The organism is Luteibacter anthropi (genome assembly GCF_023699965.1).
In the GTDB taxonomy this organism is placed as follows: Bacteria; Pseudomonadota; Gammaproteobacteria; order Xanthomonadales; family Rhodanobacteraceae; genus Luteibacter; species Luteibacter anthropi.
Genome location: NZ_CP077072.1, coordinates 610,417 through 625,441, shown reverse-complemented (window position 1 = coordinate 625,441; position 15,025 = coordinate 610,417). Strand labels below are relative to the sequence as shown.

The 15,025-nt window shown below is 64.4% G+C and carries 12 protein-coding genes; 3 read left to right on the top strand and 9 right to left on the bottom strand.

Annotated elements, in window-relative coordinates; all coding sequences use genetic code 11:
• Positions 1–78 precede the first annotated feature (78 nt).
• The 5 genes from KR767_RS02850 to KR767_RS02830 form a co-directional block, all read right to left on the bottom strand.
• Complete coding sequence (locus KR767_RS02850) at positions 79–1,020, bottom strand: electron transfer flavoprotein subunit alpha/FixB family protein (protein WP_250878021.1); 942 nt, start codon at positions 1,018–1,020, stop codon at positions 79–81.
• 24 nt (positions 1,021–1,044) lie between these two features.
• On the bottom strand, positions 1,045–1,791 hold the full coding sequence (locus tag KR767_RS02845) for an electron transfer flavoprotein subunit beta/FixA family protein (RefSeq protein ID WP_250878020.1): 747 nt from the start codon (positions 1,789–1,791) through the stop codon (positions 1,045–1,047).
• 131 nt (positions 1,792–1,922) lie between these two features.
• Positions 1,923–4,730: a glycosyltransferase family 4 protein gene (locus KR767_RS02840; RefSeq protein ID WP_250878019.1), complete on the bottom strand. Its 2,808-nt coding sequence runs from the start codon at positions 4,728–4,730 to the stop codon at positions 1,923–1,925.
• 229 nt (positions 4,731–4,959) lie between these two features.
• A complete protein-coding gene (locus tag KR767_RS02835; protein WP_250878018.1) occupies positions 4,960–6,222 on the bottom strand; it encodes a glycosyltransferase in 1,263 nt (420 codons plus the stop codon).
• Positions 6,222–7,829 carry an electron transfer flavoprotein-ubiquinone oxidoreductase gene (locus KR767_RS02830; RefSeq protein WP_250878017.1) on the bottom strand — a complete coding sequence of 536 codons (1,608 nt, stop codon included), beginning with the start codon at positions 7,827–7,829 and terminating at the stop codon, positions 6,222–6,224. Before KR767_RS02830 ends, KR767_RS02835 begins: the two co-directional genes overlap by 1 nt.
• 190 nt (positions 7,830–8,019) lie before the next feature.
• Between KR767_RS02830 and KR767_RS02825 the strand changes: the two genes are divergently transcribed.
• The gene (locus tag KR767_RS02825; RefSeq protein ID WP_250878016.1) at positions 8,020–9,420 is read left to right on the top strand and encodes an amidase; all 1,401 of its coding nucleotides are present in this window, start codon (positions 8,020–8,022) and stop codon (positions 9,418–9,420) included.
• Positions 9,369–10,037: an alpha-ketoglutarate-dependent dioxygenase AlkB family protein gene (locus KR767_RS02820; protein ID WP_250878015.1), complete on the top strand. Its 669-nt coding sequence runs from the start codon at positions 9,369–9,371 to the stop codon at positions 10,035–10,037. The genes KR767_RS02825 and KR767_RS02820 overlap by 52 nt, the downstream gene beginning before the upstream one ends.
• A gap of 149 nt (positions 10,038–10,186) precedes the next feature.
• On the opposite strand, the gene KR767_RS02815 is transcribed toward KR767_RS02820, so the two are convergent.
• Genes KR767_RS02815 through KR767_RS02800 form a run of 4 tightly spaced genes read right to left on the bottom strand, consistent with a single transcriptional unit; the run spans position 10,187 to position 13,680 of the window.
• Complete coding sequence (locus tag KR767_RS02815) at positions 10,187–10,795, bottom strand: ABC-type transport auxiliary lipoprotein family protein (protein WP_166951684.1); 609 nt, start codon at positions 10,793–10,795, stop codon at positions 10,187–10,189.
• Positions 10,792–11,730 carry an MlaD family protein gene (locus KR767_RS02810; protein WP_250878014.1) on the bottom strand — a complete coding sequence of 313 codons (939 nt, stop codon included), beginning with the start codon at positions 11,728–11,730 and terminating at the stop codon, positions 10,792–10,794. Before KR767_RS02810 ends, KR767_RS02815 begins: the two co-directional genes overlap by 4 nt.
• A 4-nt stretch (positions 11,731–11,734) precedes the next feature.
• Positions 11,735–12,541 carry an ABC transporter ATP-binding protein gene (locus KR767_RS02805; protein WP_250878013.1) on the bottom strand — a complete coding sequence of 269 codons (807 nt, stop codon included), beginning with the start codon at positions 12,539–12,541 and terminating at the stop codon, positions 11,735–11,737.
• Positions 12,538–13,680 (bottom strand): MlaE family ABC transporter permease, encoded by a 1,143-nt coding sequence (locus KR767_RS02800; protein WP_250878012.1) that lies wholly within the window; start codon positions 13,678–13,680, stop codon positions 12,538–12,540. Before KR767_RS02800 ends, KR767_RS02805 begins: the two co-directional genes overlap by 4 nt.
• Before the next feature lie 106 nt (positions 13,681–13,786).
• Between KR767_RS02800 and gcvT the strand changes: the two genes are divergently transcribed.
• A complete protein-coding gene (gene gcvT / locus KR767_RS02795) occupies positions 13,787–14,887 on the top strand; it encodes a glycine cleavage system aminomethyltransferase GcvT (RefSeq protein WP_166951695.1) in 1,101 nt (366 codons plus the stop codon).
• The last annotated feature ends 138 nt before the right edge of the window (positions 14,888–15,025 follow it).

Genomic DNA, 15,025 nt, shown 5'->3' with positions numbered 1-15,025 from the left:
CCTTATACAGGTTAGCCCGGATTTCTCCGGGCCAAAATATAGAAATGCGGAAGCCATTTCGGCTTCCGTTGTTGCGAATCAGCCGATCGCTGCTTCGAGTTCAGGCAGGATCTTGAATAGATCGCCGACCAGGCCAATGTCGGCTATTTCGAAGATAGGTGCCTCGCCATCCTTGTTGATAGCCACGATGGTACCTGCGTCCTTGATCCCGGTGAGGTGCTGGATCGCGCCCGAGATCCCGACGGCGATGTAGAGTTCGGGAGCGATGATCTTGCCGGTCTGTCCCACCTGCATCTCATTGGGTACATAGCCGGCATCCACAGCGGCACGCGAGGCACCCACGGCCGCGCCGATCTTGTCGGCGAACTTGTAGATGACCTCGAAATTTTCCTTCGACCCCACGCCGCGTCCACCAGAGACGACCTTGGATGCCCCCTGCAGGTCGGGACGATCGCTCTTGCCTTGCTGGAGGTTGACGAAGCGCGTGTGAGTGGGCAACGCAACATCGAGCGAAAGCGCTTCCTGGGGGGCAGTACCCGTTGAAGCTGCGGCTGGCCAGGATGCCGTGCGGATCGTGGCCACTACGATGGAGCCGGGATCCACGGTCACCGTAACGATGGCGTTACCTGCATAGATGGGGCGCTTGAACGTGTGGGAGTTCTCGACCGCCATGACATCGCTGACCTGCGAGACACCGAGCAGGGCGGCAATCCGGGGCGCCACGTCTTTTCCGAACGTGGTGGAAGGCAGGAATACGTGGCTGTAACCGGCGGCAATCTTCGCAACCTGTGGTGCCAGGACGGCAGCCAGTGCGTGAGCATTCTCCGCACGGGCGACAGTCAGTACCTTGCTGACGTCCTGGATTTTCGACGCTTCGGTCGCGATGGCGTCAGGCGCATCCGATAGTACGAGGACGTCGATGGTATCGGCCTTCACCGCTGCGGCGGCACTGACGGCGCGCGCGGTGGAGGCATTCAGCTTGCCGTCCAGGTGCTCGGCGATAACGAGGATCTTGCTCATCTTCTTTGCTCCTGTTCGGCTGCCTTACAGCAGGCCCTTCTGCTTGAGGGTCGCGACGAGTTCGGCGGCATCGGTCACCATTACGCCCTTGCTGCGCTTTGCCGGCGCGGCGTAATGTGTTGCCTTGAGGTGATCGGCGACTTCCACGCCCAGTGAGCTCAGCTCGATGACGTCGATGGGCTTGGACTTGGCCTTCATGATGTCAGGCAGCTTGATGAAACGCGGTTCGTTGAGGCGGAGATCGGTGGTGATGACGACGGGAAGATCGGCTTCGATGATTTCCAGGCCTGCGTCTACTTCGCGCGTGACGGTGACCTTTCCGTCTGCGACGTCGACCTTGCCGGCAAAGGTCGCCTGCGGGCGCTCCCAGAGCGCTGCGAGCATCTGACCGGTCTGGTTTGCATCGTCATCGATGGCCTGCTTGCCGAGGATGATGATTTCCGGGGTTTCCTTCTCGACGAGCTTCAGGAAAATCCGCGCAGCAGTCAGGGGAGACACAGCGTCACTGGTTTGCACGTGGATGGCGCGATTTGCCCCCATTGCCAGGCCATTGCGCAGGTGTGCCGTGAGATCCGTCGGTCCGATCCCCACGACGACGACTTCGGTGGCGATTCCCTTTTCGCGCAATCGAAGCGCTTCTTCGAGAGCGATGTCGTCAAAGGGATTTGCCGACAGCTTGACTCCGTCGGTGACGACACCGGTGCCGTCCGCCTTGACTTGAATGCGGACGTTGTAGTCCACCACGCGCTTGTAGCCAACGAGAATCTTCATTTAATGACCTTTTCGCAGACAATGGACCGGAAGGTCCGCCGACAGGGTAGGCATATCGACCTTCGAGTATAACGGATGGCGGAATCGCAAGGTATTTGCGACTGACGTGGCCTAAATGGCCACGTTCAGCGTTAATCCAGGCGTATTTCGGCTATCTGGGCAGCCAGCGTCGACGCGGCGTCATCCCACGTGGGCCATTCGGTATTCGGCGAGGTTCCGGCACGATCCGCGGTCCACCGAGCCAGGTGAGTGGCTAGCGATTCCGCTGACGTGCCCTCAAAATAGGACGGGTAATCGCCGGCCACCTCGCGGAAGACCTTCAATGCACGGGCGATAACCGGCTTGCCCCGTTGTGCAGCCTCGATGACCGGCAAGCCGAAGCCCTCGCCGAGGGATGGCGCCAGCAAGGCCGTACTGGCGGCGTACAGGGCATGGAGTTCCTTGTCCTTGCAGTGCTCGAGCCAGAAAAGGCGCTTTCCCAGTTCCGGGTGATGTTCGAGTTTCTGAATGAGCTCCGTCACCAGCCAGCCTCGCTTGCCCACAATGACCAGATTCATGTCGGAGTGGGTCTCCCACAACAACTCGAACGCGTCCAGCGCCTGTCTATGGCCCTTGCGAGGTTCAAGCGTGCCCACCATGAGGAACGACGGGCGTGCTTCCAGGGCCTCTGATAGCGAGGTGTCGAGTTGTCCCGGGGATGTATCGACGACCCGCTCCACTCCCAGCGGAAAAACCCGTAGCTTGGGCCTGTGCCTCGTGCCCGTCTCCTGGAGCCAGTGTTCCAGGTCGTCCGCCGTGCTCCGGGAGATGCAATGCGCTGCATCGGCCAGTTCCGCAACCAGAGCCAACCAGCGAGTGAAGGCCTCGCAGGTATGGGGGTGGAATGCGGCCGGCAGGGTGACGGGGAGGAGGTCGTTGACGACGATGTGAATACGAACCCCGGCACGGCGCCAGGTGCGCAATAGGGCTGCACTGGAGGGAAGGCTCTCCAGTGCCCAGTCCAGTCCGACGAATGTTTCGTCCCCTTTGACCTGGACGACGCTCTCGTTCAGTCCCTCGGGGAGCGGAAGGTCAAGCAGCCTCGCGGCATAGGCGTGAGCATGGTGATAGCGCCCGTCGCGGAACATGATGGGTTCGATGCGGACGCCTGCGGGTGGCATCCGCAGCCAGCGGGATAATATGGATCGCACAACCCGCTGGATTCCCGTGCCAAGGTCCTTGAGCGCGATGTGGGTCACGTCCACGAGCCAGCGATGGTCCGTGGCCGGAGTGGCTCGCTCCAGCCCGTCGGCGATGTGGGCCAGGTCTTCGGTGGCGAGGTGTGCGGCGACGGTCCTGCCGATGTCGTCTTCCGCGTTTCGCTGCCGGACCACGGGGTGGCAGTCATGGGTACCGGCCCATTGAATGCGTGAAGGCTCGTCGGAGGCCTGTCGCCACGCGATGGCTTCAGCCTGCAGCACCTGGCTCCAACCTGCGAGGGTTGGCGTGGCAACCGCGTCCCAGCCACGGGCCCGGTACCGGGCCAGTGGACCGGGCTCATGGGCAGAGGGGAGGGGACCGGACCATTCCACCAAACCCGGCCAGTCACGGAGGCAGTGCAGCATCCGGGACACGTTCGCTTCATTCATTCGATAGATCGGCATCTGGCCTGCCGTTAGGGCCTGAACATCCGATGGTTGCGAAACGTCGGCCCAGGATACGATGTCGCGGCGTCGCGTGATGCCATGGGGGCTCATGGCCTGCCGGATAGCGTCCAGGGCGCGGCTGACCACCTTGCCCCAACTGAAATGGGCGGCCTGTCGAAGGCCGGTCTCCCGGAGCTCTGCTGCCCAGGCAGTATCTTCAAGCACTCGGCGCATCGCCGAGGTGATGGAAGCTGTATCCGCGCCATCGAACAAGGCCTCCGGATTACCCACGACCTCGGGAACGCTGGTCGCGTTGTTGGCGATGACCGGGGCACCACATGCCATGGCTTCCAGTGGGGGAAGGCCGAAACCCTCGCGTTCGGAGGGAAACACGAACAACTCGCAGGATTGATAGAGAAGAATCAGGTCATCGTCACAGACATACCCTGTAAAAACGACGTGGTCATCGCCCAGTCCCGCGGCATTGATCGCCTTGTTGAAGCGGTTCCTGGTGGTCTCGTCGATCCGCCCCACCACCACCAATTGATAGCGGTCTCTCAGGTTGGGGGGGAGTGCGGCGAACGCTGGGAAAAGCGCGGCGACGTTTTTGCGCTTTTCCATGCCGCCGTTGTAAAGCACGAATGGACGTTGGATTCCCAGTCCTGCAAGCGTGTCGTTGCCCGACGCGGTCGCCCGCTCCGGACGGAACGACGGGGACACGCCCGCACCGATAACGGCTATGCGCGCGGGATCGATGCCGAGTCGCTGCACGGCGTCGTCGCGTACCCAGGCCGATATGGCGAGCAGGAGATCGCACTTCCGCAGGGCTTCAAGGCGATGCATGTACCAGTCTCGTGCACGCGACTTGCCGAGATATTCCGGGTCGTGAAGAGGGATGAGGTCGTACAGCGTGGCGACGGTAAAAGGCCCTGATATCGTGGCCGGAGCGACGGCGTCGTCGGCCAGGCCTTCGATAACGCTTGTCAGCCAGACGACGTCCGCTCCGCTAGCATCGAGCGCGTGGGAGAGCATGCGCTCCGCAGCGTGTCGCCTGGCATCGTTGGACGGATTGTCGAACGATGTCCCGCGAACCGGACCATAGGTGCGTCGATGAGGATCGGACCCTTCGGCCGCAAAATCCGCCACGGCCTCATCTATGCCGTCCAATGCGGCATTGAAGAACAGCTGCACCTCGTAGTCGCTACTACCCGCGGCCTGCTTGACGAGTTCGAGCGACGCAGCCCGGGTATAGCGCCCGATTCCGCGGTGACAGCTGTCGGTCTGCATGCCCTGCATGTCGAGGACGATCTTCATTTCGGCGTTCTTGCCCGTATACGTGCCATGCAGCGCTGAGACTCCTCGGGCATCTGGTCGGGATGGACATCGAGGACGGCCTCGGGATGCGCTGCCCGATGCGCCAGGTTGCGGAGGCGAGAATCCATCCATGGGATGCGATAGATTAGGTCGACCAGGCGACGTTTGAATTTGGGGTGACTGGACAATCTGGCCAGAATGGTCCGGATGACCTTGCGTGCGACTGCGCTCATGGGCTTGTGCCAAGAGCCCGGCGCAGCGCACTCCGCGCATTTTCCGCGGAGAAATGCTGCTTGACGCTTTCCATGGCTGCGTTCGACAAGCCGGTCCAGGTCATCTCGTCGTGGCCCAGACCTACGATGGCCGAAGCGAAATCTTCCGGCGAATCGGCAATCAATGCGTCGACGCCATGCCGCAGATGCATGCCTTCGGCCGCGATGCGGGTGACAACCACGGGAAGACCGTGGCTCATGGCAAGGTTTACCTTTCCCTTTACGCCTGCGCCGAACCGGAGGGGTGCGATTGATACCAGGGCCTTTGCGTGCAGGGGGGATAAATCGGCAACCCGTCCGTGTACGATGATGCCCTTGCTCTCCAGTTCTTTCTGCGACGAAGCGTCTATGTCTCCTGCGATATGCAAGGGAAACCCGGGGTCGACGGCGCGTATGCGTGGAAGAATCTCGTTGGCGAACCAACGGACGGCGTCTTCATTGGGTGGGTGACCGAATCCCCCCACGAAGATCGCACCACGACGTCCGTCGAACCCCTGGGATCGACCGTGCACGTCATGAATATTGCTTACCAGTTCGATCGTGGCATTGGGCACTTCCTGGCTCAGTGTCCGGAGCTCGTCCATACTGACGACGAGGGTCACATCGCAGCGTCGCACCATGGCGATCTCGCGTTCCTGCGAGCGACGGGCCTGGCGCAGGAGAGCTGGAGTACCCGTCAAGCGGGCTGCTCGCGATTCCCGCACGAAGTGAAGATCCACCGTATCGAACAAAATTATGGCGTTGGGTGCGGCGTGGCGCACAAGATCGAAGTAATGATCCGCAATGGGCAGCCGGCATAGCATGATCGCGTCCAGGCTTCCTCCCTCGCGCTCGAGCCAGCCAGGAATGGCCTCCTGGTGGAGGCGCACGCCGAGAATGGCCAGGCGCTGTATATCGGCAGTCGTGGCTTTCCGGTCGTTGGCGACGAAATCGATCTGCCAGCCGTCCTGGTTCAGAATGGCGAATATCCTGCAAAGGCGCTCTGAGCCGGAGTCCCTTGACGGATCAGGCGGAACGGAGTCGATGACCAATATCCTACGTAGCGGATGACCGGAACTGGGTTCGCGGACCGGGAGGTTGGCCGTGATGGCCCCCTTCTCGGTACGTCCGTAGGCGAGGAACCCGCGACGCAGGGTTCCTCGCCATCCTCGAATGGCGATGCTGGCCTTGATACGCCCGGCGATGTGGGCGAATTTGCGCAGTTTCCAACCGATATCCATCACAGGTTCTGGTAATTCGGACCCGAGCCGCCTTCCGGCGTCACCCAGGTGATGATCTGGTAGGGATCCTTGATGTCGCAGGTCTTGCAATGCACACAATTGGCCGAGTTGATCTGCAGACGCTTGCCCGCTTCGTCCTGCACGATCTCGTACACGCCAGCCGGGCAGAAGCGCTGGCAGGGGTTGCCGTACTCGGTGGTGCACCGGTCGACGCAGATCGAGGTGTCGGCCACCTTCAGGTGAACCGGCTGGTCTTCGTCGTGCTCGGTGGCGGCGAAGTAAACACTGGCGAGACGGTCACGCGGTGCCAGTGTGCGCTCCACGTAATCCTTTTTTGGAGCCTCGTGCTTGCCGAGCTTGTGCAAAGACGACCAGTCGGCGTGATTCTTTAGGGTCCAGGGCGACTTGCCGCCAGTGACCGTTTCCCATGCCGCATTGATGAGACCCCACCACAGCCCCTTGTTGAAGCCGGGGCGGATATTGCGGACCTTCTTCAGCTCGTCGACCACGGCCGAGCCGCGCAGCTTCGCGTCCCAGCCCTTGCTGTCCAGCGACGAGGCGACCAGATGCTCGGCAGCCAGCATGCCCGAGGCGATGGCCTGGTGGGTGCCCTTGATCTTGGGCACGTTGACCAGGCCGGCCGAATCGCCGACGAGGACCGCGCCAGGCATTTCTACCTTCGGCAGTGACTGGAAGCCGCCTTCGACGATGGCGCGCGCGCCGGCCGACACGATGTTGCCGCCTTCGAGCAGGCCCTTCACGTTTGCATGGTGCTTGAACTGCTGGAACGCTTCGAAGGGCGAGAACTCCGGATCGGGATAATCCAGACCCACGACGAAGCCCACCGCCACGCGGTCGTGATCGAGGTGATAGAGGAAGCTACCGCCGTAGGTGTCGCTGGCCAGCGGCCAGCCCGTGGTGTGCACCACCTTGCCCGGTTCAACGCGGCCCGGCGGAAGCTGCCACAGCTCCTTGATGCCGATGCCGTAGGTTTGCGGATCGCTGTCCTTGTCCAGGTCGAATTTCTTGATCAGGGTCTTGCTGATGTGGCCGCGGCAGCCTTCGGCCAGCACGGTCACCTTCGCGCGGATGTCGATACCCTCGGTGTAACCGGGCTTGTGCGTACCGTCGCGCGCGATGCCCATGTCGCCGATGCGCACGCCGTTGACCGCGCCAGCCTCGTCGAACAGTGCCTCGGCAGCGGCGTAACCCGGAAAGACATCGACGCCCAGCGCTTCGGCCTGCGGTGCGAGCCATGCGCACATGGCGCCCAGGCTCACGATGACGTTGCCGTGGTTGTTCATCTGCGGAGGGGTCACGGGCAGCTTCGAGCCGCTCGCGTGGTCGCGCAGGATCCAGAACTCGTCCGTCGACACCGGCACGCAGACCGGCGGCGGATTGCTGCGCCACTCCGGCAGCAGGCGATCGAGCGGCGCCGTTTCGATCACGGCGCCGGACAGGATCTGCGCGCCGATCGTGGAGGCCTTTTCGATGACGCAGACGGATACGTCCGGGTTGAGCTGTTTCGTACGAATCGCAAACGCCAGGCCGGAGGGTCCGGCACCGACGACGACGATGTCGTATTCCATGGTTTCGCGTTCGCTCATGGCTGGCTTACTCAAACTCGGCTGGCGGGGAAGGGCGGGCACCTCCCCGGCGCCCGCATGACCGCTCATTGTCCGGTTTCACCGGCGGAGGGGCAAATGGCTGTTTCAAACGGTTCATGCTGCGCTGCGGGGGCTTGCATGCTCTTCACATACCGCGTTCATAATCGTCTCACGCGCACACGGAGATCCCATGAACACGATGCCACCGGTCGCCGAGACCGACATGCGCCGCGCCACGCTGCTGCAGACGCTGCACTGGCTTGCCATTGGCCGGATCCAGCCCCAGGCCCTGGCCGATGTCTATCAGGACGCCATCGAGCGCCTGAACCCCCGCCTCAATGCCTACGTCGACTTCAGCGTGTCGCTGATCCAGGAACAGTCTGCCGCGGCGGACCGCCGCCGCCGCGATGGCGTCATCGGGCGCCTGGACGGCCTGCCGATTGCCATCAAGGACAACTTCGACGTCGCCGGTGTCACCACCCGCGCCGGCATGCGGCGCCGCAGCGTCGTGCCTGAAGAAGACGCCCACGTCGTAGCGCGCCTGCGCGCCTCCGGCGCCGTCCTGCTTGGCAAGACCAACATGGACGAAGGGGCGCTGGGGCTTGCCACGAACAATCCTTTCCATGGCGCGACGCACAATCCGCATCGTCATGGATACACCGCTGGCGGCTCGTCGGGCGGTGCGGCGGCGGCAGTCGCCTCCGGCATGGCGGTGGCCGCCATCGGCTCGGACAGCCTTGGCTCGATCCGCGTGCCGGCGAGCTACTGCGGCGTCTATGCCCTGAAACCGACCCATGGTGAGATTTCCGCCCGTGGTCTGGTGCCCGCCGCGCGCCGCCTGGATGCCGTGGGCCTGCTGGCACGGGGCGTGGACGACCTCACCGTGCTGTTGCAGACCCTGGCCGGCTACGACGCTGACGACGCCCGCTCCCGTCGCCGCCGCGTCGCCTTCTCGCCGCCCGACTGGGAGCCGGGCAACCTGCGCACCGGTTTCCTGCCCGACCTTGCGGCCGTCGGTGTCGATACGGATGTGTGCGATGTCTTCAACGCGGCGCTGGGCCAGCTGAAGGGGGAGCTCGGCGAGCGTCGCCAGGTCGATTTCTCCGACTGGGATTTCGCCCGCACCCGCCGGGCGGGCCTGTTGCTGATGGAAGCAGAGATGCTTCATACCTTCGCTGCCGAACTGGCCGACGAGGCCTATCCGGTATCGGCGGGCTTCCGGCAGATGGTGGAATTCGCGGCGAACAAGTCCGCCGCTGATTACGTGGCTGCCGATCTCGTGCTCGACGCCGCCACCCTCAAGATGCGTCGCCTGTTCGCGCAGGTGGACGTACTGGTGTTGCCGACGACACCGCAGGGTGCCTTCCCGCTCGACGGCCCGGCCCCTGCCTCGCAGGCCGACCTGTGCAGCTTTGCGAGTCTCGCCGGTTGTCCGTCAGTCAGCATCCCCATGGGTTTCCTGCCCAATGGATTGCCCATCGGCATGCAGCTGGTCGGTGCGCGTGGTTCGGACCTGCGCCTGCTGGAGCTGGCGGCCGTATGCGCATCTTCGCTCGACGCCGAGCCGGCCTATCCGGTGGAGCCTGCCTGACCACCTGGCAAGCCATCGGCCTGCCCGGCGCGGACGTCACGTTCGCGCCGGACTGGCTTGAGCGCGTCGAGGCCGACGCGCTGTTTGCTGTGCTTCATGACGAGATTCCATGGGAGGTGCATCGCCTGCGTATGTTCGGTCGCTGGGTCGATGCGCCGCGCCTGAATGCGTGGCTGGGTGATCCGGGGGCGAGCTACCGGTATGCCGGCAACACCTTCGAGCCTTCGCCCTGGACGCCGACGCTGCTTGCATTGCGCGAGCGGGCAGAAGCGGCCTGTGGCGTGCGCTTCAACAGTGTGCTGGCGAATCTGTACCGCCATGGCGGTGAATACATGGGCTGGCATGCCGACGATGAAAAGGAACTGGGGCCGGAGCCGGTCATCGCATCCGTCAGCCTCGGCGCGCAGCGCACGTTCCGCTTTCGTGCGAGGGCAGGCGGCGATCCTGTCGCAGTAGAGCTTACCCACGGCAGTCTTCTACGCATGGGAGCCGGCACACAACGTCTCTACAAGCACGACATGCCGGTGCGTAAACGCATAGCGACGCCACGCCTCAACCTGACCTTCCGCTGGATCGAACCCACGCCAGCCACCGAAACGCCGCTACCGCCTCTGTAGGAGCGCGCCTCGCGCGCGACCGTCCTCAATATCCATCCTCGCGAATGAAGCCTTGCGACGATCAGGCGAGCGTTCTACCGTCCGCATGTTGATGCACGCCTCTTCATCTGACATCGATCCGCCGGGGCGGTCGCGCACGAGGCGCGCTCCTACAAGGGCGTAGTCGGGACCGTTGCGAACGTCCAGTCGACCACTTCGCCGGAAAGCGTGTCCATGGCCCTGCCAAAAGCCTCGACCACCTGCGGCACCTCCTTCCCGGCCACCGGTTCGCTGACCTCGAAGCGCCGGCTGCCCACGATGCGATGCTTGCGCGTATCGGCGATGACGGCGTCGTAGCGGATCGTCACCACGGGCTTGCCGTCCACGTAATCGGACTGGAACGCGGCCAAGCCACCACCCAGTTCGTAATCGGCGGCGAGGTTTCCGTCGTCTGTGCTCAGCGCGGGAATACGCCCCGTGTCGCGCAAGGCATTCGCGAGACGGTCGCGGAACAGATGCGGGCCGGTGTCGCTCCAGCGTGCGCCGGCATAGACAGTGATGGTGTTGGCCTGCGGCACGACCGCGATACGCGGGGTGTCGAGCACACGCGGGGCATTCGGCGAGGCGACGCGCAGCGCCCAGCTTACCGGGGCGGGAGCCTGAGGCCGTGCGCCAGGTGCGGCAGGCAACGTGTACACCTTCGACACCTCCTGCTTCGGCAGGATCGAGCACGCGGACAGCAGGGCGAACAGCGGCAGGGCGAGGCGGGCGCGGGTCATGGGGTGAACTCCTGGGTCTTTTCGCGGCCGAACAGGTAACCGCTGGGGTTTTCGTCGAGGCGGCGGGTGATCGAGCGCAGCGAGCCCAGCGTGTCGCGCAGTTCGCGCAATGCCGGTGCCAGTTCGCCCAGGCTGGCGGCGCCTCCGTTGATGGCGTCGCTGTTGTCGTTGAGCAGGCGGTCGATCGAGCCCATGGAGCGCTCCAGCGAGGCCATCGCCCGCTGCGCGCTCTCCAGTGTGGCCTTGCCCTGGCCTTCGACGAGGCCGTTGGCGTTGTGTACGAGTTTCTGGCTTTCGGCCAGGGTGTCGTTGGCCTGCTTCGTGGTGACGGCGAGCTGCTTGATCAGCGTGCGGATGTCTTCGCGCTCGTCTGAAATGACGCCCGTGGTGCGGTCCAGGTGATCGAGGATGTGCTCGATGCGGTGGACGTTGTCTTTCGACAGCAGCTGGTTCGCCCGCGCGGCGGCCTGGTTGATATTGGTGATGAGGTCTTCGCCGTTGGACAGCAATCGCGCCAGCGGCGACGGATCGGCGACGATGACCGGCACCTCGCCGTCGTGGCCTACGAGCAAGGCGCTGCCGGGTGACCCGCCGGAAAGCTGGATGATCGCCACGCCGGTGACACCGGTGAGGGCAAGCTTCGCGTGGGTATCACGGCGCAGCGGCGTGTCGCCGGTGACGCGGATGCGCGCCAGCACGCGACGCGGATCTTCCGGGTCGAGCTTCAGCTGCATCACGTCGCCGAGCCGGATGCCGTTGTACTGCACGGCGCCACCGCGCGAGAGCCCGGTGACGGCCTCGTTGAAGACGACGTCGTAGTAGTTCCACTCCTGGTCGGAGTGCGCCTTGGCCAGCCAGACGCCGAAGATCAGGCCGGCGATCACAACGATCACCGTGAACAGGCCGATCAGGATGTGATGGGCACGGGTTTCCATGGAGTCAGTCCTTGCCTTGCGTGGCGGCGAAGGTGGCCGCGCGACCGCGCGGTCCGTTGAAGTACGCCTGTACCCAGGCATCGTCGGTGCGGGCCACCTCGTCGATGGGGCCCACGGCGAGCACGCGGCGCTGGGACAGCACCGCCACGCGGTCGCAGGTGGAATACAAGGTGTCCAGGTCGTGGGTGACCAGGAACACGGTAAGACCCAGCGCATCGCGCAGGGTGACGATGAGGCTGTCGAACGCGGCGGCGCTGATGGGATCGAGACCCGCCGTGGGTTCGTCCAGGAAAAGGATCTCCGGATCGAGCGCGAGCGCGCGGGCCAGCGCGGCACGCTTGATCATGCCGCCGGACAGCTGCGAGGGATACTTGCGCCCGGCGTCCACCGGGAGGCCGGCAAGGGCAAGTTTCACGCCGGCCAGGCGCTGGGCATCCGGACGAGGCAATCGCGCGTGCTCGACCAGCGGCAGGGCGACGTTCTCCGCGACGGTCAGCGACGAGAACAGCGCACCACTCTGGAACAGCACGCCGAAGCGACGCTCTACGAGCGAGCGCCGGTCTTCCGGCAGGGCCAGCAGGTCTTCCCCGAAGACACGCACTTCGCCGGCCACCGGACGTACCAGGCCTACGATGGTGCGCAACAGTACCGACTTGCCCGTGCCCGAGCCGCCGACGATGCCGATGATCTCCCCGCAGCGCACGTCGAGATCCAGATCCTCATGCACCGTCTGCGTGCCGAACCGGTTGACCAGGCCGCGGACCTGGATCACGGCATCCTGTGCCGGTGACTGGGCGGGAAGTGCATTCACCAGCCCATCTCCATATAGAAGAGTGCGGCCACGGCATCGAGCAGGATCACCACGAAGATCGACTGCACCACGGCCGAGGTGGTGTGCTCGCCCACCGACTGGGCACTGCCGGAGACCTTGAAGCCTTCCATGCAGCCGATCACCGCGATCATGAAGGCGAACACGGGCGCCTTCGCCATGCCGACCAGGAACTGGGCGATCGACATATCGTCCTGGAACATCGTGAGGAACATCGATAGCGACATCTTCAGGGTGGCCATGCAGACCACGGCACCGCCCGCGATGCCGGCCAGCATCGCCACGAAGGTGAGCAGGGGCAGGGCAATCAGCAGGGCCAGCGTGCGCGGCAGCACCAGCAGTTCCACCGGATCGAGGCCCAGCGTGCGGATGGCGTCGATTTCCTCGCGGGCCTTCATCGAGCCGATCTGCGCGGTGAACGCGCTGGCCGTGCGGCCAGCGAGCAGGATCGCCGTGAGCAGCACGCCGAACTCGCGCAGGAAGGCGAAGCCGATGAGGTCTACCGTGAAGACGCTGGCGCCGTAACTGGCCAGCGCGGTGGCACCGAGGAAGGCGACCACCGCGCCGACCATGAAGGACAGCAGTGCCAGGATCGGCACGGCGTCGAGGCCGGTCTGCTCGATATGCGACACCAGCGAGGTGACCCTCCAGCGCGACGGACGCCAGCACGTGGATGCGAATCCCTGCAGGGTCACGCCGATGAAGCCCAGCAGCTTGGCCGTCTGTTTCCAGAACGAGGCCACGGCGTTGCCGATCCGCTCCAGCAGCACGACGAAGCCGGCATCGCGGGCGGGCTTGCTTCCCTTGCAGTAGGTGTCGATGGCATCGGCGACCGTCTTCAGCAGGGCGCGTCGCGCCGCCGGGAGGCTGGTGTCCTGGGCCAGAGTCTGGGTGCGCGCGCTGCCTAGCAGTTCGGCAATGACGAAGGCGCCGGAGGTATCCATGGCGCCGAGGTCGTGGATATCCACATGGACATCGCTGCCGATGCTGCCCGCCAGTTCGTTGGCGCGACCCTGCAGGTCGACATAGTGAGGCAGGGTCCAGTCGCCGCGCAGGCTCAGCCGGGCGCCGCCCGCATCGCGGGTGAGGGAGACCGAACCGGGCAGGGATGGGGTCGTCATGAGGGAAGGCTAGCAGGACTGGATGTTGCGGTCGCGCTTGGCCTTGTGCCCCAAGGGCCCGATAATGGTCGACCGCTTCGCCCGCCATCCCCTTCAAGGTAAGACGATGACCGACAAGACCGAACTGAATGCCTCCCACCGCGAGCTCGGCGCCCGCATGGTCGACTTCGGCGGCTGGGACATGCCGATCGCCTACGGCTCCCAGATCGAGGAACACCACGCCGTGCGCAAGGATGCCGGCATGTTCGACGTGTCGCACATGACCGTGGTCGACCTCACCGGCGAGAAGACCCGCGACTTCCTCCGCAAGCTCGTCGCCAACAACGTCGACAAGCTCACCAGGTCGGGCAAGGCGCTGTACACCTGCATGCTCAACGAGGAAGGCGGGGTCATCGACGACCTCATCGTCTATTTCCTCCGCGAAGATTTCTTCCGCCTGGTGGTGAATGCCGCCACGCGCGTGAAGGACCTCGCATGGATCGAAAAGCAGGCCGCCGCGTTCGGCGTGTCGGTCCGCGAGCGTCCGGAATTCGGCATGATCGCCGTGCAGGGTCCGAACGCCCGCGAGAAGCTGATCGGCCTGTTGCCGGCCGATGTCCAGGAGAAGGCCGGCAAGCTCGGCAAGTTCGCCGCCATCGAAACCGAAGGCCCGAATGGCATGCCGCTGTTCCTGGCCCGCACCGGCTACACCGGTGAAGACGGTTTCGAAGTGGTCGTGCCGAACACCCGCGTGGTCGAACTGTGGAACCTGCTCAAGGATGCCGGTGTCGCCCCGGCCGGCCTCGGCGCGCGCGACACCCTGCGCCTGGAAGCCGGCATGAATCTCTACGGCCAGGACATGGACGAAACCGTCTCCCCGTGGGAAGCCGCGCTGGCCTGGACGATCTCGCTCGACGAAGGTCGCGACTTCATCGGCCGCGCCGCGCTCGAGCAGCACAAGGCCGACGGCGTGAAGCGCGTCATGGTGGGCCTGGTCATGGACGACAAGGGCGTGCTGCGCCACGGCCAGAAGGTGCTCACCGCCAACGGCGACGGCGAGATTTTGTCCGGCGGCTTCGCGCCCACGCTCAACAAGTCCATTGCCTTCGCCCGCATCCCGGCCGGCGAGCCGGGCGATGTCCGCGTGGACATCCGCGGCCGCGAGGTGCCGGTGCGCGTGGTGAAGTTCCCCTTCGTCCGCGACGGCCAGCCGATGGCCGGCATCTGATCCGCACACGTATATATATGTAGTCAGGAGGGAGTGGCGTGGCCGCTCCCTCTCTTTCCATCCGGCGCCAGCTTTCCCGTCACGCCCAGACCGGTACAATTGGCCGCCACAATCACCGCAGCCCCGTACCGAGACATC

Bases quoted from the DNA above. Each gene is read 5' to 3' on its own strand.
- KR767_RS02850 (WP_250878021.1), bottom strand. From the start codon at position 1,020: ATGAGCAAGATCCTCGTTATCGCCGAGCACCTGGACGGCAAGCTGAAT.
- KR767_RS02845 (WP_250878020.1), bottom strand. From the start codon at position 1,791: ATGAAGATTCTCGTTGGCTACAAGCGCGTGGTGGACTACAACGTCCGC.
- KR767_RS02840 (WP_250878019.1), bottom strand. From the start codon at position 4,730: ATGAAGATCGTCCTCGACATGCAGGGCATGCAGACCGACAGCTGTCAC.
- KR767_RS02835 (WP_250878018.1), bottom strand. From the start codon at position 6,222: ATGGATATCGGTTGGAAACTGCGCAAATTCGCCCACATCGCCGGGCGT.
- KR767_RS02830 (WP_250878017.1), bottom strand. From the start codon at position 7,829: ATGAGCGAACGCGAAACCATGGAATACGACATCGTCGTCGTCGGTGCC.
- KR767_RS02825 (WP_250878016.1), top strand. From the start codon at position 8,020: ATGAACACGATGCCACCGGTCGCCGAGACCGACATGCGCCGCGCCACG.
- KR767_RS02820 (WP_250878015.1), top strand. From the start codon at position 9,369: ATGCGCATCTTCGCTCGACGCCGAGCCGGCCTATCCGGTGGAGCCTGC.
- KR767_RS02815 (WP_166951684.1), bottom strand. From the start codon at position 10,795: ATGACCCGCGCCCGCCTCGCCCTGCCGCTGTTCGCCCTGCTGTCCGCG.
- KR767_RS02810 (WP_250878014.1), bottom strand. From the start codon at position 11,730: ATGGAAACCCGTGCCCATCACATCCTGATCGGCCTGTTCACGGTGATC.
- KR767_RS02800 (WP_250878012.1), bottom strand. From the start codon at position 13,680: ATGACGACCCCATCCCTGCCCGGTTCGGTCTCCCTCACCCGCGATGCG.
- gcvT (WP_166951695.1), top strand. From the start codon at position 13,787: ATGACCGACAAGACCGAACTGAATGCCTCCCACCGCGAGCTCGGCGCC.